Origin of the sequence: Bacillus sp. YBWC18 (assembly GCF_002998775.1) — a bacterium.
GTDB lineage: Bacteria > Bacillota > Bacilli > Bacillales > Bacillaceae > Bacillus.
Genome location: NZ_PVRI01000004.1, coordinates 67,283 through 93,050 on the forward strand (window position 1 = coordinate 67,283; position 25,768 = coordinate 93,050).

Annotated in this window: 24 protein-coding genes; 13 read left to right on the forward strand and 11 right to left on the reverse strand. The window is 43.6% G+C overall.

Translation table 11 applies throughout. The features are described 5' to 3' along the window. Positions 1-29: 29 nt before the first annotated feature. Genes mngB through C6348_RS12325 form a run of 4 tightly spaced genes read right to left on the reverse strand, consistent with a single transcriptional unit; the run spans position 30 to position 4,724 of the window. On the reverse strand, positions 30-2,693 hold the full coding sequence (gene mngB / locus C6348_RS12310; protein ID WP_106043303.1) for a mannosylglycerate hydrolase: 2,664 nt from the start codon (positions 2,691-2,693) through the stop codon (positions 30-32). Positions 2,694-2,721: 28 nt separating this feature from the next. Then, positions 2,722-3,840 (reverse strand): PTS fructose transporter subunit IIC, encoded by a 1,119-nt coding sequence (locus C6348_RS12315; protein ID WP_106043305.1) that lies wholly within the window; start codon positions 3,838-3,840, stop codon positions 2,722-2,724. A 39-nt stretch (positions 3,841-3,879) separates the two neighbouring features. Further along, positions 3,880-4,206, reverse strand: a complete 327-nt coding sequence (locus tag C6348_RS12320) for a PTS fructose transporter subunit IIB (protein ID WP_106043307.1) — start codon at positions 4,204-4,206, stop codon at positions 3,880-3,882. Then, the gene (locus tag C6348_RS12325; protein ID WP_223251564.1) at positions 4,203-4,724 is read right to left on the reverse strand and encodes a PTS sugar transporter subunit IIA; all 522 of its coding nucleotides are present in this window, start codon (positions 4,722-4,724) and stop codon (positions 4,203-4,205) included. Before C6348_RS12325 ends, C6348_RS12320 begins: the two co-directional genes overlap by 4 nt. A 179-nt stretch (positions 4,725-4,903) precedes the next feature. Between C6348_RS12325 and C6348_RS12330 the strand changes: the two genes are divergently transcribed. After that, positions 4,904-7,573, forward strand: coding sequence for a S8 family peptidase (locus C6348_RS12330; RefSeq protein ID WP_106043309.1), 2,670 nt, complete (start codon positions 4,904-4,906; stop codon positions 7,571-7,573). Positions 7,574-7,883: 310 nt separating this feature from the next. Continuing rightward, entirely contained in the window at positions 7,884-8,366 is a 483-nt protein-coding gene (locus C6348_RS12335) for a hypothetical protein (protein WP_106043311.1), read from the forward strand. A gap of 341 nt (positions 8,367-8,707) precedes the next feature. Here the strand turns inward: C6348_RS12335 and C6348_RS12340 are convergent, their stop codons facing one another. The 3 genes from C6348_RS12340 to mmuM form a co-directional block, all read right to left on the reverse strand. Continuing rightward, positions 8,708-9,328, reverse strand: coding sequence for a hypothetical protein (locus C6348_RS12340; RefSeq protein ID WP_034664315.1), 621 nt, complete (start codon positions 9,326-9,328; stop codon positions 8,708-8,710). A 122-nt stretch (positions 9,329-9,450) separates the two neighbouring features. Further along, complete coding sequence (mmuP, locus tag C6348_RS12345; RefSeq protein ID WP_106043313.1) at positions 9,451-10,854, reverse strand: S-methylmethionine permease; 1,404 nt, start codon at positions 10,852-10,854, stop codon at positions 9,451-9,453. Between the two features lie 46 nt (positions 10,855-10,900). Then, on the reverse strand, positions 10,901-11,839 hold the full coding sequence (gene mmuM / locus C6348_RS12350; protein ID WP_060595451.1) for a homocysteine S-methyltransferase: 939 nt from the start codon (positions 11,837-11,839) through the stop codon (positions 10,901-10,903). Between the two features lie 335 nt (positions 11,840-12,174). Here mmuM and C6348_RS12355 point away from each other — a divergent pair, with 335 nt between their 5' ends. The 4 genes from C6348_RS12355 to C6348_RS18910 all read left to right on the forward strand — a co-directional run bounded on the left by C6348_RS12355 (position 12,175) and on the right by C6348_RS18910 (position 14,158). Then, positions 12,175-13,005 (forward strand): YitT family protein, encoded by an 831-nt coding sequence (locus tag C6348_RS12355; protein WP_034664484.1) that lies wholly within the window; start codon positions 12,175-12,177, stop codon positions 13,003-13,005. Positions 13,006-13,102: 97 nt separating this feature from the next. Next, complete coding sequence (locus tag C6348_RS12360; RefSeq protein WP_034664309.1) at positions 13,103-13,420, forward strand: PadR family transcriptional regulator; 318 nt, start codon at positions 13,103-13,105, stop codon at positions 13,418-13,420. Further along, the gene (locus C6348_RS12365; RefSeq protein WP_034664308.1) at positions 13,413-14,000 is read left to right on the forward strand and encodes a DUF1700 domain-containing protein; all 588 of its coding nucleotides are present in this window, start codon (positions 13,413-13,415) and stop codon (positions 13,998-14,000) included. Before C6348_RS12360 ends, C6348_RS12365 begins: the two co-directional genes overlap by 8 nt. Continuing rightward, a complete protein-coding gene (locus tag C6348_RS18910; RefSeq protein WP_162839381.1) occupies positions 13,997-14,158 on the forward strand; it encodes a hypothetical protein in 162 nt (53 codons plus the stop codon). Before C6348_RS12365 ends, C6348_RS18910 begins: the two co-directional genes overlap by 4 nt. Positions 14,159-14,189: 31 nt before the next feature. On the opposite strand, the gene C6348_RS12370 is transcribed toward C6348_RS18910, so the two are convergent. Continuing rightward, entirely contained in the window at positions 14,190-15,407 is a 1,218-nt protein-coding gene (locus tag C6348_RS12370; RefSeq protein ID WP_106043315.1) for a multidrug effflux MFS transporter, read from the reverse strand. Positions 15,408-15,621: 214 nt separating this feature from the next. On the opposite strand from C6348_RS12370, the gene C6348_RS12375 reads away from it, so the two are divergent. After that, entirely contained in the window at positions 15,622-16,170 is a 549-nt protein-coding gene (locus C6348_RS12375) for a GNAT family N-acetyltransferase (protein ID WP_106043317.1), read from the forward strand. On the opposite strand, the gene C6348_RS12380 is transcribed toward C6348_RS12375, so the two are convergent. Continuing rightward, entirely contained in the window at positions 16,127-16,417 is a 291-nt protein-coding gene (locus tag C6348_RS12380) for a hypothetical protein (RefSeq protein ID WP_223251565.1), read from the reverse strand. The genes C6348_RS12375 and C6348_RS12380 overlap by 44 nt on opposite strands. Positions 16,418-16,530: 113 nt before the next feature. Here C6348_RS12380 and C6348_RS12385 point away from each other — a divergent pair, with 113 nt between their 5' ends. Further along, a complete protein-coding gene (locus tag C6348_RS12385; RefSeq protein WP_080869579.1) occupies positions 16,531-17,070 on the forward strand; it encodes a ribonuclease FAU-1 family protein in 540 nt (179 codons plus the stop codon). 40 nt (positions 17,071-17,110) lie between these two features. Here C6348_RS12385 and C6348_RS12390 read toward each other — a convergent pair whose 3' ends face one another. Beyond that, the gene (locus tag C6348_RS12390; protein ID WP_106043319.1) at positions 17,111-18,742 is read right to left on the reverse strand and encodes a S8 family peptidase; all 1,632 of its coding nucleotides are present in this window, start codon (positions 18,740-18,742) and stop codon (positions 17,111-17,113) included. 168 nt (positions 18,743-18,910) lie between these two features. Between C6348_RS12390 and C6348_RS12395 the strand changes: the two genes are divergently transcribed. The 4 genes from C6348_RS12395 (at position 18,911) to C6348_RS12410 (ending at position 23,380) form a co-directional block, all read left to right on the forward strand. Beyond that, complete coding sequence (locus C6348_RS12395; RefSeq protein ID WP_189293940.1) at positions 18,911-20,392, forward strand: amidase; 1,482 nt, start codon at positions 18,911-18,913, stop codon at positions 20,390-20,392. A gap of 37 nt (positions 20,393-20,429) precedes the next feature. Then, positions 20,430-20,993 (forward strand): TetR/AcrR family transcriptional regulator, encoded by a 564-nt coding sequence (locus tag C6348_RS12400; protein WP_106043323.1) that lies wholly within the window; start codon positions 20,430-20,432, stop codon positions 20,991-20,993. Positions 20,994-21,073: 80 nt separating this feature from the next. Continuing rightward, entirely contained in the window at positions 21,074-22,096 is a 1,023-nt protein-coding gene (locus C6348_RS12405; protein ID WP_034664300.1) for a quercetin 2,3-dioxygenase, read from the forward strand. Between the two features lie 150 nt (positions 22,097-22,246). Continuing rightward, the gene (locus C6348_RS12410; RefSeq protein ID WP_106043325.1) at positions 22,247-23,380 is read left to right on the forward strand and encodes a zinc-dependent alcohol dehydrogenase; all 1,134 of its coding nucleotides are present in this window, start codon (positions 22,247-22,249) and stop codon (positions 23,378-23,380) included. Positions 23,381-23,556: 176 nt separating this feature from the next. Here the strand turns inward: C6348_RS12410 and C6348_RS12420 are convergent, their stop codons facing one another. Continuing rightward, complete coding sequence (locus C6348_RS12420; RefSeq protein ID WP_034664294.1) at positions 23,557-23,994, reverse strand: MarR family winged helix-turn-helix transcriptional regulator; 438 nt, start codon at positions 23,992-23,994, stop codon at positions 23,557-23,559. 262 nt (positions 23,995-24,256) lie between these two features. On the opposite strand from C6348_RS12420, the gene C6348_RS12425 reads away from it, so the two are divergent. Continuing rightward, positions 24,257-25,765 (forward strand): class I adenylate-forming enzyme family protein, encoded by a 1,509-nt coding sequence (locus C6348_RS12425; RefSeq protein ID WP_106043327.1) that lies wholly within the window; start codon positions 24,257-24,259, stop codon positions 25,763-25,765. Positions 25,766-25,768 lie beyond the last annotated feature (3 nt).

The following is a 25,768-nucleotide window of genomic DNA, read 5'->3' on the forward strand; positions in this document are numbered from 1 at the left end:
GAATCCAAATGGACCCCGCCCCTACATGTTCATTTTTTCTTTACAATGTAGGTTTGTACCTGACAAGGTGTGAGCGGTTCAATGTGTAATGATCCATGTTGTGCTTTGAGTATATGTCCTTCAGGTGTTTCGCCTAAATTCGCTGTTTCTCCGTGTTGTAGAGATGAACTATTGATTGAAGCGGCTGTTTGACGCGTTAAATATGGATTGAAGAGACGGATGACAATGCCTGTTCCATGCTCTTCTTTTTTTAGAGCGCTTAGAATGGCTCCGTCTGTCTCAATGTCAAGCAGGCTATAAGTAGATTGTAAGTCTTCTTTTTCATCTCGGAAAGAGAAAATTAAACGACCGTTTAAAAAGTCTGCCCGTTCGTAGCATTGAACTGGGGTGGTATACCGCTTAGCAAGCTGCGCTAAGTGCCCCTCGCTGACAGCGTCCTTGCTATAGTGCATGCCAAATGAGAACGACAGTGCACCTTGCAGCTGAGCGTCAGGTGTCTCAACAATTTTTTCCCCAGATGCGCGGCCTGGACGGTAAAGAAGATTTTCTTTCCCCATTTTTCCGAAACAGCGGAAGAGCGTATACGCAATCGTTGTGTAGCCTTCTCCTGTGATCTGGTATTCTCTCACACAGTCGGTCAATAGAGCGACACCATATGCTTCATCACGAAGTGCAGTAAAGGATTGCATCGGTTCAATGGTGATCGGTTTTTCTTCCCAATGCTCATTGCTCCACCATTCAAGCTCTTGCGTGAGCTCTGTTGGGCGTTCGATGGTTCCAAACTGCTGATCGCTCAGTGATACCTTTGATGCGATGCCTGTATCAAAGAGGACACGCAGACGATGGTCTAACGCATGATTGTCGACATCGACATGAAAACGGATGACAGGCTCATCTTTGTTTAATGCCACCTTCGCTGTGATCGGGAGTGAAGTCGTGACCGATTGCTGAGAGCGCTCTTCTAAGTCATATGGGACAGTGAGAGTAAGCTGGATGGTGAGCTCTTCCTGCAGTCCGCTTTTAGACACTGTGAGGTCTGCTGAAGAAAGATCCTTGGATGACACATACAGATCTTCGCGCGGCGGGGAATAGTTGTATGAATCTCCATCGTCTCCATTGTCTTCAAAGGTCATTTGCTCAGAGAATGTCCGGCCTGTTTGTTTATCTGTGATATCCAGCGATCCGTTGTCATTTGCCGCTATGCGGTAATACGTATTTTCAATCGCGCGTCCTTCTGTTTGTTCCCATGCAGATTCGCTTGATTCATCGAAAACCATGCTGACTTGTGTATAACCAACGGACGGTAAGCTGGCGGCTTCAATCAGCAGAATGGCTTTCCATACTTGTTTTGGCATGTACACATCTTTACTTGGGTTAAGAGAAATTTGCTGTGCCAGCACATAATCTGTGACATCGGTTTTGCTTTTCACTGTGTAGTGAAGCGTTCTTCCGTTTGCATCCTTTAGTGTAAATGGACGTTCCGTGATAAAGGTTTCGACCTCAATGACTTCAGAACGCTTTGAAGGCAGTGTATTAAATAACGTGAATGTGATTTCTTGCTCAGTTTGCAGTCGAATAGCAATGAGACGCATGTGTAAGTCCACAAGATTCTCGGCGATTTCCTTTGCCTGCTTGTAGCGGAAGAAGACATCTTGATTCGTCGTGTCGCTATTGCAGCCGCCAATGCTGTCATGCGCTGCATTTTCAAACATGAGGTACCAAATATCACGAACCGTATCATGCGGATAGTCGTGTCCGAGTGAATAGCTGATCGTTAGGATAGGCTCCATCACATTGACGAGATAGTTTTCAATTTGATTGTTTAAGATTTTTAAATCAGCTCGTGTTGAAAAAATAGATTTGTGAATCCGCATATGCTTCGCATGAATGAGCTCTCCTTCTAATGTTTCAAAAGACGTCCGCTCTTTTTTCACTGCTGCAATGTAATCTTCTAAACTGCTGATTTGATAGTGGTGCTCGTCAAGTTCATTGGCTTTTTCCAATAAGTCAGGCAGGTTTTTGCGGATCGGTGCCTGGTCAAAGCCATTTGGGAAATAGACATTCTTTGTGGTTGCCTTTGCTTGCAGCGCACCAATTTTTTCAGATAAAAAGGCTTGTAAGTCCTCATCCTTTTCAGGAATATTTCCACCGTAGTAGTAGCCAAATGGCAGGTTCACAGCAAAGACTTCACTGCCGTCATCACCTTGCCAATTGAATTCAGTGTGATTCGTCATATGGTCTGAAACACCGCGCCAAAAAGCTGTATCCACAATGCCGAATCCACGGTAAATTTGAGGCATTTGCGCGGATTGACCGAAGGAATCAGGGACATAGCCGACTTTCATCACATGACCGAACTGCTGACAGCGTTCGATCCCATATTGCAGGTTCCGTACAATCGATTCACCTGAAATGACGAGCTGGTCGGTTTGGGTATACCATGGGCCGATGATGAGACGTTTGGCTGTGACGAGCTTTTTGATTCTATTCTCATCCTCAGGGCGCCATTTCAAGTAATCATCCAATAAGGATGCCTGTGCATCGAGCATGAAGTAATGGAACCTTTCATCTGTTTCAAGGGTGTCTAAAATGTCCATTACGCTTTTCATTAAGTAGATACGGGATCGGGAGGTGGTGAAATACCATTCCCGGTCCCAGTGAGTATGTGGAATCACATGTACATTGACAGTCATTGATCAACGACACCTTTCTATGTTCAAATTATCCTTCTAGCACAAGGTCAAAATCGTCTTCTTCTTTCTGCTTCTGGTCATGTTCTGGCGTTTTTGGCTCTTTTTTCTCAGAGAAATTCACAAGCAGGTTGGCGCCAATACCGATGACGAGTGCGCCAGTGAGGGCTCCGATTAAATAAGCCCACCAGTTTCCGACTGAGAAGAAGCCGTATAGCCCGCCAATTGGCGGCATGATGTCATGAACACCTAATAATGCAGCGACCCCGCTTCCAGCAGCACACGCGACAACATTGAGCGGAATCAATTTCAAAGGATTGACAAGGGTAAAAGGAATCGCCCCTTCCGTAATACCGATAATGCCCATCACAAGCCCGCCTCGTCCGGCTTCTCTAAAGGTTGGAGAGAAGTTGCGTTTTCGAATCAATGTCGCAAGCCCGTATCCAAGCGGCGGAATGACAATCGCAATATTGACGAGGATGGCAGGGAGGTAGACGCCTGACAGGAAGAGTGCGTTACCAGCCATCCAAGCAGATTTATTCACTGGTCCGCCAAGGTCGAAGCCAATCATCGCACCTAGAATCAGAGCGAGTGCAAGTGTGCTTGTGCCGTCAGCGACCATACCTTTGATCCATTCAATTAATGCCGTGTTCAAAGCGCCTAATGGTCCGCCCAGCAGAACAGACATGAGAAGCCCGGTTAAGCCAACGGTTATAAGCGGTAAGATGAGCAGAGGAACGAGTCCGGCTGCGGAGCCTTGAATTTGAATTTTTCGTTTCACAAAGAGAGCAACATATCCTGCGAAGAAGCCTGCAATGACGGCACCGATAAATCCAGCATTCGTTGAGCTGGCAAGGGCACCACCGATGAAGCCGGCCGCAAGACCTGATTTATCCGCAATCGAATAGGCGATAAATCCAGCGAGCAGGACGTTCATTAAGCCAATGCCTGTCCAGCCAACCTGCTCCATTAAATAGGCGCCGTGTAAAATGCCGCCAGCATCCTTATAGGTGTTTAAATCTGAAACACCAAATCCTAATCCGACTAGTTTTGCTAAACCAACGATAAGTGAGGCGCCGATGATCACAGGAAGAATATAAGAAATACCGGTCATGAGATGGCCTTCAATGACTTTTAATTTTGCTTTCATTTTGCTTTGCTCCTTTCTATATGGCATTGCTCACGTTTATTAAGATTCTGATTTTTTCTTTTCAACAAGTGATACAGCTTTTGTGATGATTTGCTCGGCATTTTTTAAGGCGCGTCCAATCTCGACACGTACTGTGGGAATGCCTGAGAAACGTTCCGCATCGTTGATATGCTGATTTGATGCAATGATACAGAGGTCTGCCTGCTTTGCTTCCTCTGCTGTAATGCCATTTACCTGTCCCATAATCCCTTGCTGCTCGATTTTGATCTCGTGACCGAGCTGTTTACCCGCATTCTCTAATGCCTTTGCTGCCATTGGTGTATGAGCTAACCCTGCTGGACATGAAGTGACACCGACAATTTTCATTGTGTAATCCCCTCTTTCAATTGTTGTTCAATGACTTCGTAATAATAGTCAGCGGTTTGACCTGGTTGTATCTTTTCGATGAAAGCCGGTTCCATGAGGCTTGTCGCAATCCCTGACAGTAATTTCAAGTGTGTGACATTTGCTTCTTCTAATGGAACGAGCAGTGTAAATAAATAGCTTGTGGGCAAATCGTCGAAGCTTCCCCATTCAATAGGTTGTTCTAACTCTAAAAATAGAAGTGAAGCCGTTTGTACAGCGGAGCTTTTTGTATGAGGAATGGCGAAGCCTTGCTGAAGTCCTGTTGAGACTTCGTCTTCGCGTGTCAACAAATCGGATAATAACCCCGCCTGATCGTTTGTAATCTGAAGGTCTTCAGCTTTCTCGGCAATGTATTGTAAAATCTCATTCTTTGATCGTCCGTTTACTTGTGTGAAAACATGATCTTTTTGGAACAAGCTGATCCCTTCTCTCTGGTTTGTTAAGCGCTTACAAGTTGATTGTAATGTACTTTTCGGCATGGTTAAATAGCATCATTTTCCGTTTGAAATGGCAAAAAGTTTATGAAGCTATTCGTTTTGCTGTCTGTATATCTCAAATCCTAGCTTAAAACGAGTTTAATTATGTAAAAAACAGATTCTACTAAATACATTTCTGTGATATTCTTCCAAGGTATTACAAAAGATAAGGGGGTCTTTTCATGTTCAAAAAGCAGGTCAAATCCTGTGTGATCGTACTCATGGCCATCATTCTCTGTATGGCGGCATTACCTGGATACGAGGCAGCAGCTGCCAGTAAAGGAACAACTGTCAATGAAGCCATTGGGTTAAAAAATGGTGAAGTGATTTCAGGTACATTACAGAATGAAAAAGAAGAGTCATGGTACCAAATCACGCCATCTGCACAAGAGGTGGCAAAACATACGCATATGAAAATTTCTGTAAAAAGTAAACAGGTGTTGTCCGTATCGGTCTATCCAAGCAAGGACAGAGCGATGAAGGATGACACTTATTCCAGATATCGTGTGGACACTGCAAGTGGAGAGACAGAGATCGACTTCCCGCATGCATGGTCAGGTCCTTATTTTGTCAAAGTGCTCTATTTAGGGTCGGAGGAAGACAGACGTGATGAGGAAGAGGATGCGGCCTATACAATTGGGTATAAAGGAGCTAACCTTCCGCCTTCCGAACCCGTTTTCCCTGAAGACGATGAGCCTGACATCATTATTATTGAGAAAAAGTACGGGCGCGAAATTCTCCAATCGATGCGTACAATTGAAGATAAACGTTTTAATGAAACACCAAATGGTCAGAAGCTGAGTCGCCTGCTCCAAAAGACAAAGCCATTTCTCAAATCGAAGCTCATCAAACAAAAAAATGAGCAGCAAAAGGTATACAATCATCTGCTTACATTAAAGACACTGCTAAATGACGTAGAGAAAAATGGTGCATTTAGCGGTCATATCGTGACAGAGAAAGAACAACAGGCGATCCGTTCTCTTTTTGATATGCTCAAAGGAGCAAGTCCTGCCTATTTAAAAAAGGAATTAGAAGTAGTGAGTCAACAGATTGGAATCGAACAGCTTGAAGGAAAATCGATCGGTTATGTATTAGAAAAGCAAAAGCTTGTAAAAGAAGAGAAAGTGAAGACGAATAAGATCATTTTTAAATTAAAGGATGGCCAAACGCTTCAATCTGCGAAAAAGAAGATGAAAAGCTATGGAATCCAAGAAAACCGCGTGACATCGCAGTCAGTAAGTCCTTTGTTTAAAGGAATGTATGTCTATGATGTGCCAGCAGGGCAAGAATCAGCTGGAAAGACTTTAAAAGCAGGCAAAGCTGTGATCAAAAGCACTGCGAGAAAGCTGTCCAGCATGCCGAATGTTGAATTTGCAGAGCCTGTTCAAACGTATCGTGCACTGAGCAATGATGTGCAGTATGGATACCAGTGGCCACTGAAAAACAGTGCGCAAAACAGCGGGAAAAAAGGCGCTGATGTGAAGTTTGAACAAATGAACACACTGATTGGCACAAGCAAGATGAAGCAAACATTGATTGCAGTTGTGGATACAGGTGTAGACAGTCGTTTGACTGATCTAAGCGGGACTGTTCGTACGGACTTAGGTGCGAATCTCATTGGACGAAACAAAGATGCGATTGATGACAATGGACACGGTACGCATGTGGCCGGCATCATTGCCGCAAAAGCCGATAATCATTACTCGATGGCAGGTCTCAACCAACATACGGGCATCATTCCAGTGAAGGTGCTGGATGCCTATGGTTTTGGAGATACAGAGCATATTGCACTTGGAATCAAGCATGCAGTGGATAAAGGCGCAAAGGTCATCAATATGAGTCTTGGCGGCTACTACAGCCGGGTGATTGAATATGCAATGAACTACGCGGCTCAAAGAAATGTACTAGTGGTCGTCGCGAGTGGAAATGATGGCATTCCAGAAATGGGCTATCCTGCGACATCAAAGTACGCAATGGCCATTGGTGCAAGCAACCGTATGGATATTGCCGCTGAATTCTCAAGCTATGGTAAAGGACTGAGCATGTCTGCACCAGGATCTGATATTCCAAGCTTAATGCCAGATGGGAATGTCTCATATCTGAGCGGGACATCAATGGCGACACCATATGTGGCAGCAGCAGCAGGATTACTGCTTTCTAAAAATCCATCCTTGAAGCCAAATCAAGTAAGGAATATCTTGCAAAGCACAGCAGATAAGATCTCCTTTACATCTGTTGATGGAAAAGATGACGTTTTCTATGATGAAAACGATGAGCCAATTGTCGATCCGAAAATTCCAGGTATTGATTGGATGACAGGTCATGGCAGACTGAATGCATTTGCTGCTTTAAGTGCTGTCGAACTGAATGCATCTGTGAGCAAAGTGGAGGATCAACATCAAAAGGTGACAGGTAAAGCAAAGGCAGGCGCTGCTATTTCTGTGTATAGAGGCAAAACCCTGCTTGGAAAAGGCACAGCAGGCAAAAATGGAACTTTTAGTGTGAAGATCAAGCATCAGAACAAAAACAAAGTCCTTCACATTAAGATTTCAAAAGGAAAGGCCGCTACAACGCTCAAAACAGTCGTCAAAAAAGGCAAAGCACCAGCTAAGCCGAAAGTGGGCAAAGTAACGGTCAAAAGTAAAACGGTCAAAGGTACTGCGGGTGCAGGATTGACCATTAAAGTGAAAAACAAATCAAAGAAAGTCATCAAAACGGTGAAAACGAATAACAAGGGCGCATTTACTGCCCAAATAAAACCGCAAAAAGCCAAAACAGTCTTGTATGTGACCGCTTCTGATGTGAGAAAAAGAGAAAGCAAAGCGGTGAAGGTTGTTGTTGTGAAAAAGTAAGAGAAGAACTTCCCTTTCTAAAAAAGGGAAGTTTCAACGTGTAGACAAACCCTCGCATTCGTTGTCAGGGCTGTGCTCCGGTGCTCACGAATGTCAAATTCGCTCCGCTCCGGTGCTCGCCCTTCCTAGACTGCAAAGGTTTTCTATCACGCTGAAAAGAAGACAAAGGGCTAAAATAAAGATCATTTTAGCCCTTTGTCAACAATCTGGAACTTCCCTTTCTAAAAAAGGGAAGTTCTTTTGTTTGTTACTGGAAAAATACCAATTAATGTCGAAAGTAATATAGTAGGAAAAAAAGGAGGATTTATCGATGAAAAAAATGATGTTTGCTTTCTTTCTATCATTGCTTCTCGTATTCCCAACCTTTGCACATGCAGAGGAAACAGGAGCAGTACCAGCATCTGTACAAGTAACTAGTGTCACAGCAGCAGATAGTGGAATGGTGAATTACGGCTCTGGCAGTAAATATCGAGTGGGCTCTTATTATCCAGCTACGTTTAAAGGAACACTAAAAGATGCAAGCGGAAACCTGATGGCTAATCAGCCAATCCAGCTTTATTTTGAAGCAGCGATCAAATCATTGGCTCAAACAGCGACAGGCACAACAGACGAGAATGGACAATTTTCACTAACGATTCAAGTTCCTTCAGGTGCAGGCTACCGTACATACAATAATGCAGGCTGGTCGACACATTACTACGATATTGTTCCGGTGACGTTCACTTCAAACGACATCAAGCTATCTTCAAATGTCACAAGTGTCTACCATTTGGCATATACATTACGTAACTAATTTGCTGAGGGAGACGACTTGGCTGGAGCTTGTCGTTTTTTCATAGAAAAAAGGATGTCTCATTTGACATCCTTTTCTTTTTGTTAGCAAACCTGCTGGGCGGCAACCGAAAGAGTCGATAAACAAACACTCATCAGCCGTTACTCCCAGATTCGATCGAGCTTTTAACTTTTAATCCTGAGCTTTGATGGATAAGAACTTTCACACTTGAACGTTGATCCTTGAACATTCAGCTTTGAGCTTTTATCAAGGATCATCCAGAGATGATCAGATGAGGAGGGAATGACCTTTCCCTCGGAGGTGTTTAGTTCTATCGATTTTCGGCTCACTAACAAAATCAATTAATCGATCTGTATTTTCGTCAGTGTATTGCTTTCAGACAAGGAAAAATCAACTTCCATTTGAAAATCCTCAATTTCGTTCGAAAGCTTTTCAATCTTCACTCGAAGACGAAGCGGATCGATGATCGTTGCCTCATTTTCAGCTAGGAACGACTTGACGATCTCTTGGTTGGCAGCCGCTTGTGTTTTTCCGTCTTTTCCAAACAAGGTTTCTAAATGCTGGTCGAGTCTCTTTTTCACATCTTCATTGGTTTGTTCTGCTTTGTCTACTAGTTCTGTGTACACCTTTTTTAATTTCCGTAAATAACGAATATCGTATTCAATGGACGTCTTCCGTTCAATCGCTTCTGCCACCGTCATGCTGACACCCGCTACATCAATTGTTGTGGTCGCATTCGACACAACAATGGCTGATTTGATGGCATTCCGGCGTTTGATTAATGCTTGAATCGATTGGTCATCAGCCTTCGCCTTTTTTTCGATTTCTTCTTGATTTTGAAACCCGTGCTGTATATGTTTCCCGATCATCAATCCACCAAGTACGGCTTCATCAACGGTTCGGTTGATTCTCTTATCTAACATTTTCAGTTCACTTAATGCTCTTGTAATGGTCATTTCCATATTAGTGACAACTCCCTTGGTTCATCCTGAAAATCATAGATTCCTATCATATACCAAAGTGTGCTTCATTTTCTAGCGATATCCTTTTTTGTCAGACTGTTTTTATAGGAAAAAACCTGGCGTTATACACCAGGTTCTTCTCGTTTTTTCTGAATCCAAGCTGTCACATAATAGGCAGCATAGCAGAGCGCGATGAAAGGAATGCCGCAGATGAGGGCAATCCGCTGATTTGGATCAAAGGCAATACCGATGACAGATGCAAAACACAGGAGGAAGGCAGCAATTGGAACCACTGGATAGAGCGGGGTTCGAAAGGAAAGATCATGGAGCTGTCCGCCTTCCTGTAAAAAACTTTTCCGAAACATCAACTGTGAGGCAGCAATCCCCATCCACACGATTACAACGGCCAGTCCAGAGATCGAAACAAGGACAAGGTATACCGTTTCGGGTGCGATGACACTTGATAACAAAGAAAGAATACCGCCGATCATACTTAAAATCAGTGCATTCAAAGGAATTCCTTTTGATGTCAGCTTCGCTAGTTTCTTAGGCAGTGTCCGTTCCTCAGAAAGAGACCAGAGCATACGGGATGACGCGTATAGTCCAGAGTTTGCAGCAGATAAGATCGCTGTCAAAATGACAAAATTCATGAAATCTGCGGCATACGGAATCCCGATTCGATCAAACACCACAACAAATGGACTTTTGATCACCCCGGCTTCTTCCACTGGGATCAAGCCGGCTAAGACCACGATCGTTCCAACGAAAAACAGGACAAGACGCAGTACGGTTGTGCGAATCGCTCTTGGAATGGTCTCGTCAGGATTGACGCTTTCACCCGCAGCAATTCCAATTAACTCCGTACCTGAAAAAGCGAAATTGACGGCTAGCATCGTCATTAAAATTGGTAAAAAGCCGTTTGGGAAAAGTCCGCCTTCTCCAGTGAAGTTAGAAAAGAACGGAGCGGCCTCACCGCCCTTTAATGGAATCAAGCCAAACATCGCAGCTCCGCCAAGGATAATAAAGAGAATAATAGCCATTACTTTAATGCTGGAAAACCAAAATTCCGATTCTGCAAAGAACTTAACTGTAAAAGCATTGAGTAAAAAGATGAGAAGAGCAAAAACGCCGCTCCACATCCAAACCGATGTGTCTGGGAACCAGCGCTGCATTAAAAGGCCTGCCGCTGTAAATTCCGAACCGAGTGCCACTGTCCATGTCAGCCAGTAGAGCCAAGCGACTGTATAGCCTGTGCCGGGTCCAATGTATTTTGTTGCATACGTATGAAAGGCCCCTGTAACCGGCATTGCGACAGATAGCTCGCCTAAACAGAGCATCACGAGGTACACAATTAATGCCCCGACAAGATAGGCAAGAATCGTTCCTGCGGGTCCTGCCTGATTGATGGTATACCCAGAGCTTAAAAAGAGCCCTGTTCCAATAACGCCGCCTAGAGAAAGCATGAACAGGTGGCGGCTCGTCATTTTTCGTTGATATTGTTGTGACTGATCTTTTGCTTGTTCCATGTCTTCCCGCCCTTTTGCTTAGAAGTATGTGTGATGATTCGTGGTGCTATGATGTGGTTTGTTTTAAGATGTCCGTGATATCTTCTGGGGTCGTCCGGCAGCAGCCGCCGATGATATGCGCGCCGTCTTTGTACCATTGATGCGCACATTCACCAAATGTATGCTGAGATGTATCCCCGCTCCATACCTTTTCTTCAGGATCATATAATTCTCCTGAGTTTGGATACACGACAATCGGCTTGCTCGTCCCCTTTTTCATCTCTTGAATGAGAGAAGAGATAAATTGCGGCGGCGTACAGTTTACACCAACAGCAGCGATCTGTTCATAAGGTTCCAATGCTTGTACACATTCTCTGAGCAAATCACCTTCACTAATATGAAGGTCATCCTTCGCGCTGAAAGTAATCCAAGCACATACACCACTGAATTCATCTTGCAGCAGCTTTGCGATAGCCGTTGCTTCAATCAGACAAGGGATCGTTTCACATGCAAGAATGTCTGCACCAGCTTCTACTAATGCCTGAATTCTTGGTCTGTGAAAATCAATAAGTGCCTGCTCCGTGAGTCCGTAATTTCCCTTATATTCTGAACCATCAGACAAATAAGCGCCGAATGGCCCCACAGATCCTGCGACAAATGGTTTTGTCCGCCCTTTACGACGCGCTTCATCCTGCCAAAAAAGATCGCGTGCCTCTTTTGCTAAAGTGACAGATCGTTTCATTAGTTCAATGGCTTCTTCTTTTGTATAGCCTTTTTCAGCGAAGCCATCAATCGTTGTTTGGTAGCTCGCTGTTGTGGCACAGTCAGCTCCGGCTTGGAAGTAATCCAAGTGTACTTGCTGAATCAATTCTGGCTGTTCAATGAGTATTTTGGCTGACCATAAACGATCGTTTAAATCGCAGCCCTTTCGTTCAAGCTCCGTTGCAAGTGCACCGTCTAAAACCAAAGGTGCGTGAGGCTGTAAACGGCTTTGAATAGGATTCATCGGAATCGAACACCCTCCTTTTTAGTTGGAAATGATGGATATGATATGAGGCAGTAGTTTAAATGACTAAAGTGTTTTTGTCAAGGAGAGGAAAAAGCATGATATCGCGGAAAAACCTTGAAAACATGCGGGTTTCGGTGCATAAACATGCAGTCAAAATAATAGAAAACCAAGTCATTGACAGCTTCTAAAAAGAGATATATATTATGGAAAGGTTCATTTCAGAAAGCTTCATCAAAAGGCGCTGTCTTTTGATTTTTATTTTGTCCAACGACTGTCTTCTTTCGTGCAGAAAGAGGGTTTTTTATATGCTTAGAAAAGGAGGAAAGAAGAAATTGAAAAAATGTGTAAAAGATTTGGCTATGATTCTGATTGGTTCTTTTTTATTTGCTGCAGCAGTGAACATGTTTGTCATTCCACTTGAATTTGGTGAAGGCGGTGTAACGGGGCTGTCCATCATTTTCTATTATTTGTTTGAAATTGCACCATGGCTGACGAACCTGGTGTTTAATGCCATCCTGCTGCTTGTGGGGTATAAATATTTGGACAAGAAGACGACGATTTATACTGTGGTTGCCGTCGCAAGTAACTCCCTATTTTTACACCTGACCACAACATGGGTCGTGAATGTACATGAATTGATCATTGGAGCGATTTTCGCAGGAATTATCATCGGTATTGGAATTGGTCTTGTGCTAAGAGCAGGCGGTACAACGGCGGGTTCTGCCATACTCGGAAGAATTGCCAACAAGTATTTAGACTGGAACGTGAGCTATGCCATCTTGTTCTTTGATCTGATCGTCGTATTTGCTTCCTACTTTATTATTGGTGCGGAAAAATTAATGTTCACCATTGTGATGCTGTACGTGGCAACAAAGGTGATGGACTTTGTGATAGAAGGGCTTAACACGAAAAAGGCAGTAACGATTATTTCTTCATGCAAAGATGATATTGCTGAAGAAATCAATCACACTTTGGATCGAGGCGTGACGATTTTAAACGGACGCGGTCATTATTCAAAGGAATCGAAGGAGATTCTCTACGCAGTCATTCAAAAGCAAGAGCTCATGCGCCTAAAGAAAATCATCAAGAAAATTGATCGAGACGCATTCGTTGTTGTCCATGACGTGCGTGATGTGTTCGGAGAAGGATTTGTGAATATATAAACCTGAAAAGACCTTAACCGGGTCTTTTTTTATGCTCTATACCTCTTGTCACATTATACTATGTATTGTATAGTATAAATGGTTAGGAGTTGTAATCATGAATGCACAATTAAAAAAAGGTTTGCTGGAATTCTGTGTACTGGCGGTATTAAAGAAAGGCGATTCCTATGGTTATCAAATTATTAAAGATATGTCCCATTGTATTGAGATTTCAGAATCGACATTATATCCGATATTAAAGCGGTTAGAGCAAAACAACTATGTGGAGACCTATTCCCAGGAACATAACAGTCGATTAAGAAAGTACTACCGAATGACAAATAGCGGCCGTGAGCATATGGCGCAGTTTTTAGCGGAATGGGATCAAGTGATGGCGATTTACGACTTTATTTCTGGAGGACAGGGCAATGAATAAAAAAGAATTTTTAGCCAGCTTAGAGAAGCACCTGCATCGTCTAGGCGAAAAAGAAAGTGATCGGTTCATCGAATATTACGATGAAATGATCGAGGATTATCAGGAAGATGGCTACAGCGAACAGGAAGCTGTTCATCAAGTGGGTCAGCCTTCAATCATCGCTGAGGGGATTATGAAGGAACAAGGAATCAAAACTGCTCAGGTGCCGACGTTCGGAGAAAAAGCTACAAGGCTTTCCATTCTCATTTTGGGCTTTCCGTTATGGGGAAGTATTTTAGCAACGGTCATTCTGCTGATTCTTTCTGTCTATATGGTGGTTTGGTGCGTTCCGCTCGTCACAGGTGCATTGACGCTCACTGGTCTGCTCGGAGGTTTTTGGAGCATCATTGGTTCTCCATTTATTTTTCAGGACGGTTTGCATGTGGTGGTGACGCAGGTTGGAGTGGGTATTCTTCTATTAGGTGTCGGATTATTATGCGGAATTGCCACGGTGTATTTGACAAAGTTATTTGTGCAAATGACTGTTCAAACCACTAAGGCATTCATGGGAATGTTTAGAAAGAAGGTCGTGAGAATATGAACGTGAATGAATTCAAAAAGCAATGCTTTAAATGGGGCATGATCTTCACAGTTGTAGGAGGCATTGTAACGGCGATTGGGTTTGGGCTATCAGGTTTTGATCCAGACGCATATCACACAAAAAACGAGAACAACGTGTTCCGCACCATCAATTGGTAGCAACGCGCTATAATGAACTAAAAAAACCCGCTTATGCGGGTCTTTTTGTTGCTCGGGCCACAAAGAAGAAATAACAGCAAAGTGCACCTAGGTCACAAAGCATAATGATCAGGCCCATTGGAAAGGCTGTTTGGCTTCCCGCTAGTCCGACAAGAGGTGTCATGCATGCGCCTAGCAGCATTTGTGCCACCCCGATGAGGGCAGCTGCACTTCCTGCATGCGCTCCGTGATGCTGCATCGCAAGAGACGGCGCGGACGTACCGACAATTCCGACGCTTGAGACAACAAAAAACAATGGAATGAGAATGCCATACAACCCTGCATCAATGGAGATCATCAAAAATAAGGAGACGCCGCCTAAGGCAGCTGTCAGCAATCCAATGCGAAGAACTTTCTCTTCGCCGATTTTTACAGCGACACGGGCAAATACTTGTCCAGCCGTGATGATGCCAAGACTATTCACCGCAAAGGCAGCACTAAATCCTTGTGGAGAAAGGTGGAAAAGATCCTGGAGCACAAACGGTGAGCCAGAAATATAGGCAAACATCGCTGCGAATACAAGACCCTGCGAGAGGGCATACCCAACAAAGAGACGATCACTCGCTAAAATTTTCATGGCACCAACAATCTGTTGAAAGCCCCCAGTCTGTCTGCGCTCCACAGGTAAACTTTCTTGTAGTGAAAAAATGGATCTCAGCAGCATCAAGGCCCCGAGAATTCCTAGTAGAACAAATACACTCTGCCATGTTGTAAAGCGTAAAATCTGTCCGCCCACAATAGGTGCCGCTGCCGGAGCAACCCCGTTGACCAACATCAGCAGTGCAAAGAATTTCGTCATTTCTGATCCTTCATAATGATCTCGCACAATGGCTCGTGCAATGACAATGCCAGCTGAACCAGCGAGCCCTTGAATCAATCTTAAGAGGATGAACATCCAAATCGATGTGACTACCGTACATAAAAGTGATGAGGCTATAAAAATGATTAAGCCGATCATCAGCGGTTTTCTTCTGCCGATCGTATCACTAATAGGACCTGCAATCAGCTGTCCAAGCGCCAGTCCAATAAGACAAGCCATAAGACTTAATTGGGACAAAGCCGTGCTTGCTTCAAAATCACGCGCAATATTAGGCAAAGCAGGTAAATACATATCCATTGCAAGCGGTGCAAGGGCTGTTAAAGACCCAAGCAATGCAGCAAGGAGAAATCGATTTTTTTTCGATTCTTGGGGATAAGATAAAGAACTCATATGATCACTACACTCCTCGTATACTTCCTCAAAACAGCATAATGAATCAAGCGTTCCTTTTCAATAGAAATTTTCAAAGATGGATTCCGTGCAAAATGATTGATCTTTCGAATGAGACTCTTTACATTGAATGAGTAGAGAAAAGAACAAGGTCATCGACATGCAGTATTTGCATGATACGTATATCTAGCAATAAACAACAGGAGGTGCTGACATGAAGCAGCAAGAGCTGATCATTCGTCAAGCAGTCAAAGAAGATCATGAAGCGGTCAGGCATGTACTAATCAAATCCTATTCACAGTATGAGCCTCAATTTACAGAGGAAGGCTGGCAAAATTATTCTGCTGCGCTTGCAGCAGCTGTAGATAATCCGAACATGGAGCTGATGCTTGTGGCGGAGCTTGAAGGCAAGGTCGTGGGGACGCTTCAAATGTTCCGGTCATCAGAGCAAGCGTATGACAAACCCGAAATGGGCATTACATCAGCCATCGTCCGGTTTTTAGGAGTAGATCCCGATGTTAGGGGAAAAGGAATTGCAGAGTCATTGTTACGTAAAAGTATTGAACTTACGCAATCATGGGGCGAAAATGTCCTGTATCTTCATACATCTGATAAAATGCAGGCTGCCATTCGTCTATATGAAAGAATGGGCTTTGAGCGTGCACTAGATAAAGAATTTGTGAATCAAAATGGGACGCATGTCAAGAGCTATCAATATGTCATCCAGAAAGAACAGCCGGCAGGTTCATCACATCACTCGTAATAAAAGGAAGAGCAAGTCCTTCAGGGACAGCTCTTCCTTTTTTCAATTTACGCCCACAGTACAAGCGCCCAATATGATACCCCCCCCACGAAATTAAACCGAACATGACTTTTAACACGCGTTTGTAAAGGGACAGCTTTCGTTCTCTCTTCGTTTTCACCAGCCGCCAATAAAAGGCATAGCTGCATAAAAAGAGGATGATTTGTCCAAGCTCTGTAAGGTTTTCAAAAATCGTGATTCCGTTCATTTATTTCACTTCATCATAGGTCTTCCATAAGTAAATGCAGCAACCCTTTATTTCTTCAAAAAAAATCGGTGTATACTGGAAAGAGAGAAACTAGATGCAGAGGGAGTTGTGACATGTTGTTTTCGCTACATGCGGATCGTTGGGATGAAGTAATCGAGAGGAAAATCAAATACGATCAGAAGGTCGTGGAATATACTTGTCAGCTGTTAGACGCACAGGAGCAGCAGGCTGTGCTGTTTCACAAGATCGAAGACACGTTTACGATGAGGGCAGGTGATGGTGCTCTGACCATTCCAAAAGGGAGCTATACGACCGCTTATTATTGGAAGGATCGACCTTACAATATTTACTTCTGGAGGGATGATCAAGGGAAGGAACTTGGGTCTTATTTTAATATTGTGGGGAATACATGGTTCAACGGCCAGCTGGTCATATTTGAAGACCTCATTATTGATCTTCTCGTTCTGCCGAATGGTCATTTCTTTGTGTTGGATGAAGATGAATTGCCGGAGAGTTTAGCGGCTTTTGAACAAGGTTCAGTGCGCCGGGCATTAGAGGGTGTGATGGCTTCGTTAGAAAGCATACTTGATCAAGTGAGGGCAGATGCCGAAGGAAAATATCATCACAGCTTGTTTGAGCCGATGTTGAAATAGAAAAAACGATTCCTTTCAGGCGAGGAATCGTTTTTTTCTGTCAAACCTTGATACGGTTTAATCGTTTCTGTAAGTTGGTTTTCGTTTTGGAAGCTTTTAGCTGTTTGACAGCGGTTTGAGCCGCTGCTTTTGTTTTCTTTGTTCGTTTGGCTTCCGCTTTTTTGACCTTTTGTTTGGCGTCTGTCACTTTCTTTTGATAGGCGACCTGTTTTTTGACTTTGTCGAGCCGGTTTTGCAGACTTGTTTTTTCTTTGCCTTTGTTTAGCTTTTTGATAGCCGTTTGGGCGCTTTTAATGGCCCCTTGTGTTTTGCTTTTTTCGGCTGTTTGAACCTTTGCACGTGCGGAACGGATATCAATGGTTCCTTGTACCTTTTTCACCCGTTCGGTGAGTGCTGTTTTTTGTTTACTTGCAGTGAGTCTGCCAATTCTCGTTTTGGCTTGATTGACATCTGCCTGCTTTTTAGATGTTTCGGCTGTTTTGACAGCGCTGGTCGCAGCCTTCAAAAAGCTTGATTGTGGTATATATTGCATGCGGCCATAGCCGAATTGTGGATCCCTTCCTTTTGCGCCAAGATCCACTGTATAGCTGCGCAATAAGGTGCGAAGCTGTACATTTGTTTTCTTCGGATGAAGCTGTTTCAACAGTGCCAGCATGCCTGTGACATGCGGTGCAGCTTGTGATGTACCTGTTGCATACCAATATTCATTCTTTAAATAAGTGCTAATGACGTTCTGGCCAGGGGCAGAAAATTCAATGCCTTTCCCTGTATTTGAGAGAGACGCGAGTTTGTCTTTGTCCGTCGTTGCAGAAACGGCAATGACGCTATTGTAAGCGGCAGGGTAGCTAATATAATTCTTCTTCCCATCATTCCCGCTTGCAGCGACCACAAGCAGTCCTTTTTTGTATGCCGCATCCACTGCTGAATGCAAGATGGGGATATTGTCTTCAAAACTTAGGCTTAAATTCATAATATCCATCTTGTTGTTAATGGCCCAATCGATTCCTCGAAGCAGGCTGTACAAGTCGCCTTCTCCCTTTTTATCTAACACTTTTACAGCATACAGCTTCGCACCAGAAGCGACGCCGACTGTGCCATAATCGTTATTGAGCGCACCAATCGTGCCTGCGACATGTGTGCCATGCCCTTGATCATCTTTATAGGAAGTTGTGTACTTCACAAATGATTTCCCGCCGGATATCTTTAAATCCTCATGTGGAGAAATACCAGTATCTAAAACAGCTACCTTCACATTTTTCCCCGTGACGCCTTCTTTTATCGCTTGCTTTACATTCAGCTTTTGCAAGTTGTAAGATTGTTGAACCAAAAAATTCTGACCCGTAGCGGCAGCGGTTTTTTTCATAGTAGAAGAAGCGAGTTTAACCTTTATGTTTTTTGAGACATAAGCGATGTTTGGATCTTTTTTGAGTGAGGTGACCGCTTGTTCATCTGCTGTCACAGCGACAACGGGAAGATGTATGTACTGAGCGTTCACTTTTTCACTTTCTTCAATAGCCGTTTGCTTTCCTTTTTGGTTTTTATAGACGATGATGATATCTGTTTCTTTTGGCGGTGCAGCTGCCTGCGAATGGTAAGGCAAGGCAGTTGTCAACGCAAGAAGAAACGCGATGACTACGACGATTTTCTTTTTCAAGGCGATAGCCCCTTGCATACGATGACCTCCGTCTTTTTTTCTCTATTATATCGGAGAAATGAGAAGGATGGTTAGAAGAATCATATTGTTTGTCAGAAAGTTTTTTTACAAGTAACCTGAAATTGAAATTCATACAAATCTAGTAGACAATAGAGAGATCATAATAAGAGAAAGTAGGATATGCTGATGAACGTAAAAGAGTATATGACGTATGATGCGACTGGCTTGGCAGCACTTGTACGGAAGAAGCAGGTAACGCCAGACGAGCTTGTACAGGCTGCATTTGCTAGATTGAATGAGGTCAATCCTGAACTAAATGCGGTGATTCAGACAAGGCAAGATCAAGTATTAAAAGAAATCAAGACATTACATACGAATCAGCCGTTTGCGGGCGTTCCATTTGTACTGAAAAATATATCGCAAGGGATGGAAAATGAACCGCTGACAGCAGGTGCTGCATTGTTAAAGGATGTAAAGGCAAAAACGGATTCCCACTTTGTCCATCGATTGAAGCAGGCTGGATTTCTCATGATGGGGCATACAAACACACCAGAATTCGGTTTAAGGAATGTAACAGAACCTTCTTTACATGGTCCAACGAGGAACCCTTGGCATCCTGACTATTCCCCTGGCGGTTCAAGCGGCGGGACGGCAGCAGCTGTTGCAAGCGGCATCGTACCGGCTGGTGGAGCAAGTGATGGCGGTGGGTCCATTCGGATTCCAGCATCCTTTACAGGTTTGTTCGGTCTCAAACCAACGAGAGGAAGAACGCCGGTAGGACCAGGCGCAGGAAGGCAGTGGCAAGGGGCTTCCATTGATTTTACACTCACAAAAACAGTGCGGGACAGTGCAGCCCTTCTTGATCTGCTTCAAGTCATTCAGCCTGAAGCGGCTTTCCAAACGCCGTTATACGACGGCAGCTATCAAGAAGATCTAGTGAAATGTACATCTTCTATGCGAATTGCTTACAGTATAGAATCTCCAGTAGGTACGAAGGTTAGTGAGGAAGCGAAGCAGGCGGTTCAGCAAACAGTGAAATGGCTGAGTGACCAAGGGCACCAAGTAGAAGAAGCGAAGCCGGCAATTGACGGGATCCATCTGATGCAGCAATACTACGTCATGAACAGCGGAGAAATGTCTGCATTATTCACGTCCTTGGCTCGTTCATTAGGACGTCCAGTCAATCCGGAGGAAACGGACATCGTCGCATGGGTGCTGGCGGAGGCTGGCAAGAATGTGACCGCTGCTGCTTATACAGAAAGTCTTGATGCGTGGGATATGGCGGCTGCACAAATGGCATCATTTCATCAAACGTACGATCTTTTTGTGACACCAGCTACTGCCTATTCAGCTCCAAAGATTGGTGAGCTGATGCATTCGAAAGAGGAAACCACGGAACTTTTACGTGTGTCATCCCTCTCAATGCAAGCGCAGCAGGATCTTATTTATGACATGTTCTTAAAGAGTCTGACCTACACACCATTTACACAGCTTGCCAACTTAACGGGTCAGCCTTCTATGAGTGTTCCTGTTCATCTCACTGAAGCGGGCATGCCTTTAGGGGTACAGGTGACAGCACCAAAGGGAAAAGAGGACTGGCTGCTTCGGCTTGCAGCAGAAATGGAGACATCCTCGATTTGGAAAGGAACAAATCAAATCATACGTTGAAACGACATTTGTCTATGGAGGGAAAGGAGTGTCACACGTGAGTACGAAGGACAGAATCATTCAAACGGCTGCACTTCTTTTACGAAAACAGGGGTATCATGCGACAGGATTGAATCAAATTATTAGAGAGAGCGGCACGCCTAAAGGATCTCTTTATTATTACTTTCCAAACGGAAAAGAAGAGCTAGCCATAGCAGCCGTTGAATATATTAGTCAAAAGGTCATCGATCGAATTGAAGAAAGTTTTGCCTATTCGGATGACCCTTATATCGCCATCGACCGTTTTATGACAAACATCATTCGGGGATTTATGGAGCAAGAAAGTGAAAGAGGGATTCCGATTGTCTTGCTGGCGGCAGAATCCAAGCCAGAACATAAGCAGCTTCATGCTGCATGCAAACAAGAAATGATCCGCTGGCAAGAGCTTGTGAAAGAAAAGCTAATGAACAGCGGATATGAAGAAAACAAAGCGGATGAGCTGGCTTCTCTCCTTCATTCAATGGTGATTGGGGGTCTATCGATGACCACAGCACTCAAACAAACGACCCCGTTAGAACACGTAAAGTGTTACCTTAGACACTTATTTATGCGAGAAGAGTAAAATCTCTCGCATATTGTCTATCTATTATATCAATTGGTCTATATAATAAAGATAGTCAATTAGTCATGAGGAGTGATGGGATGTCGGAGCAACCGCAATCAATCAAGCAATCCGAAGATACCTATTTTTATACCGTGTCTGGTTCAGGGAAGCTGTATGGGCTTGAAAATCAGCTTGTTCATGTGCTGGCAGAAGCAAATCAAACGAATCAGCTGTTTGAGCTTGTCTTAATCACAGGTGGGAAAGGGGCTTATTTTCCACTTCATTGTCATGAGCACTTATTTGAAACCATTTTCGTGCTGGAAGGAAAGCTTGAAGTGATACTGGACGGTAAAAAATATATGGTCACAGCCTTCGATTATATTCATATCCCGCCTAAAACGATTCATGGCTACAGAATGCATAGTCACAAAACAAGGTTTATTTCATATACGTTGGGCGGACAAATGACAGATGTCTATCAGCAAATTGGGAAGAGGCTTCAGCAGAACGAATGGCTGATGACTGATCATGCTTTCGATGCAGCCAGCTTTGAACAAGCTGAAAAAGAAAGCGATCTCATATTGATGCATGGTATCCGGCAGCTGTCAAATACAACCAAGCCCTCCGTTTTATTTCATAGTCAGCTCCCTCAGGCGGTGCAGCCCTATGTATTAGAGGCTGGTGAAGGGAAGCAATATATCGTGGATGGTCAGCTTCATGAGCTGATCGCAACAACAGAAACAACTGGAGGCGGGTTCAGCCATTTTGTGATTGAAGGCGCGAAGGGAAAGTATTTTCCTCCGCATTATCATCAAGTACATACAGAAGCACTCTATTGCGTTGAAGGAAAAATGAACCTTCAATTGAACGGAGAGGATATTTGCCTGATGCCGGGTGATTTTGCCTATATACCGCCGGATACGATTCATTCTTATGAATTCGTTTCCCATTCTAATAAATTTTTGCTTTTACTGCTCCCTGGAAAGATTGAGCAGTTGTATGAGCAGTTTGAAGAATCACAAAGCCCGAGTATATGTCCTTATTTTATTCAAGAAGGGAACTTGATGATCGATCGAGAGACTTCCTCTCAATATGATTTGGTTTTTGTCGAAAAAGGATAAATATGTAACGCGTTACACATGATTGAATAAGCACCTGTCGAACCCATCGACGGGCTTTTTTGTTTTTCAAATATTCCTGATCTGATGCATGAACCATCCATTCCAGGTGAAGCTATGTACAGATGATTTTCGCTAAAGGAGGAAATGCATGTGAGAGCTGTTACTTACCAAGGGAAAAATAGAATTGCAGTGAAGAAAGTAGATGCGCCATCTATTCAAGATCGGGAAGATGTGATCATACGAATTACATCAACAGCAATTTGTGGATCTGATTTACATTTGTATCAGGGGAACTTCCCGCTTCCAATCGGCTATGTGATTGGGCATGAGCCAATGGGGATTGTGGAGGAAGTTGGACCGGATGTCACGGCAGTAAAAAAGGGAGATCGTGTCGTTATTCCATTTACCGTTGCATGTGGTCAATGCCAATATTGTCATCATCACTTAGAAAGCCAATGCGACAACTCAAACCCGCACTACGATTCGGGTGGACTTTTTGGATATAGTGAGAAATATGGGAACTATCCTGGAGGACAGGCAGAGTATTTACGCGTGCCTTTTGGAAATTACACCCCGTTTAAGATCCCAGATGATTGTGAGCTGGAGGATGAACAATTGCTGTTCTTATCGGATGTTCTTCCAACTGCGTATTGGAGCGTGGAGCACGCAGGTGTGAAAAAAGGTGATACGGTCATTGTGTTAGGCTGTGGACCTGTTGGGTTAATGGCGCAGCAATTTGCATGGCAAAAAGGGGCAGAACGTGTGATTGCGGTCGATTACATTGATTACCGTCTGCGACATGCAAAACGGATGAGCGGCGTAGAAGTATTTGATTTTACAGAAGATCCCGACATGGGAGAAACGTTAAAGGAGCTCACCAAGGGTGGAGCCGATGTTGTGATCGATTGTGTGGGAATGGACGGGAAGAAATCACCGCTTGAAAAAATTGAGCAGAAACTCAAGCTGCAAGGCGGAACGATTGGACCCATTCAAATTGCCACAAAAGCCGTCCGCAAATGTGGGACAGTGCAGATGACTGGTGTGTACGGCGGCCTATACAATATGTTCCCATTAGGTGCCTTTTTCGCAAGAAACGTCACCCTGAAAATGGGACAGGCTCCGGCGAGAGGCTACATGTCAAAGCTCTATCAAAAAGTGACAACTGGTGAAATTGATCCTAGAGCGATCATCACACATCAATTGCCATTAGATGATGCCGCTCATGCGTATCACATATTTAATGAAAAGAAGGATGATTGTATAAAGGTCATCTTAAAGCCATAAAAAGAAGGCTTAGGAATATTCCTAAGCCTCAGCAAGTAGACAAACCCTCGCATTCGGTGTCAGGTCTGCGTTCCGGTGCTTACGAATGTAAATTCGCTCCGCTCCGGTACTCGTCCTTCCTAGACTGCAAAGGTTTTCTATCACGCTGAAAAGAAGACAAAGGCTTAGGAGGTTTCCTAAGCCTTTAATGTGTGCTCGTCCATCATTTTTTCGATTAATTCAAAAAATGTTTTTTTATCTTCTTCTGAAAGATGGTTGAACAGCTGATTGACAAGCAGCTGGCGGTTGTCGATCATTTGTTTTGCGATTTGTTCACCTGATTCAGAGAGTGTAATCCATACAGTACGGCGGTCATTATTATTTCGAGAGCGGATAATCAGCCCTTCATCTTCTAAGTGATTGAGAGCGGTTGTTGTTGCAGAGGGAGATAATGAAACTTCCTGCAGAATATTTTTCACAGTACATGTTTGATGGCGATAAATGATGCGTAAAATAAACCCTTTCACATTCGTGACGTTTTTCGGGATGTTCTCTTCATCTATTTGCTTCGTCGCCTTTAAATACTTTGTCAGCGCATGGTCTAATAAACTTGCCTCTAGCTCGAAATGTTGCATTCTCCATACCTCTTTTCCTATTGCGTTCGCATTTTCCGATCAATTACTAGGTCTATCTTATCATAATAGTTATCATCATTTAAACCAAAATGGAAGACGGCTATAAAATTACCTATATTATCAATTAATATAAAGAACAATTCCAAAATGAAATGGTTTTACTTTCAGCTGGTTTTATTTTAGAATGTGAATGAGATAAAATCTGCCAACCCCATTCACTGGAAATTGGCTATTGTAAATCAAACGTTTGGAGATGAAGATATTGAATACTTTACAGGCATTACTTAACGACAGAATGGAACGCTCTTCACAAATTGAAGCGGTAACTGGCGGGGGTGTGTCTTATACATTTGAAGAATATGCAAAACGCATTGACCAGCTCGCTCATTACTTATATCAAAAGGGGATTCGAAAAGGAGACCGCGTTTGCTTTATTTGTCAAAACCATCATCACTTTTCAACGATTATGCTGGCAGCCATCAAAGCAGGTGCAGTCGCAGTTCCGCTTAGCTGGCAGCTTACTTCTTTTGAGCTGGAAGGTATTTTGAAAAAAGCAGAGCCAAAGGCTTTATTTTTTGACCGTGAATTCCGTGACATCATTGCGGCAGTGAATGTGTCTTTAGAAGATTGTCTGATGGTGGAATCCGGTGCCAATGCGAAAACAACCCAGCTGTTTGAAGACATTTTGGCTTCAAATGATGGAAGTCATCTTGCTGATGAGGTATCAGAAGAGGATTTAGCGATGATTTTATTCACTTCTGGAACAACGGGCAATCCAAAGGGCTGTATGGTCGGGCATGGACGAATTTATCAATTTTTAACAAGACATGGGAATCGAGGATTTGATCTGAAAGGAAAACGGTACTTGGCGAGTCATCCGCTGTATCATATGAGTTCAATTAATCATCTGATCGCAGCTGCGATTGAAGGGTATACGCTTGTCTTCTTACATGATGCAACACCGAAACGCATTTTAGAAACGATTGAGAAAGAAAGAATTACGTTCATGATGGCTTTCCCATCAGCTTACACGTACATGCTAGAAGAAATGAAACGCGGTTCGTACGATCTCTCATCTTTTGAAATTGCGATTTCTGGCGGTACGAAGGTGCCGGTACGCTTAATTAAAGATTACAAAGAAGCAGGCATTCAGATGATGCATGGCTATGGAAGTACGGAAGCATGGGTTGTGAGTGCGTGGCATCCAGCGATGGGCGAGGATAAAATGGGCTCTGCAGGTAAAGTGGATCCGGATGTAGAAGTGAAAATCGTGCACCCTGAGACAGAGGAGACATTGCCAGCTGGAGAAATTGGCGAAGTCGTTATGAGAAGTCCATTTTATTTCCTAGGCTACTATCATCAGCCTGACGCTACAGAGAAAGTGCTGAAAGATGGCTGGTTCCATATGGGGGATGCAGGCTATCTAGATAAAGACGGTTTTCTTTTCATCACAGGCAGATACAAAGATGTGATTCTGTACGGCGGGGATAATATCTATCCTGACCAAGTAGAAGAGATTATTGAACAAATTCCAGGTGTGATTGAGTCAGCTGTCATCGGGGTACCGGACGAATTATATGGGGAAGTGCCAAGTGCGTATATCGTAAAAGACGAATCCTTCGATTTCTGCGAAGAAGATGTGGTGAACTATTGCCAGGAACGTTTGGCAGATTACAAAGTGCCCTCCATTCATTTCACACAGGAGCTGCCAAAAAACAAGCTTGGTAAAATCATGAAGAAAGATTTACGTGAATTGGTTGTGAATGCGTAGTAC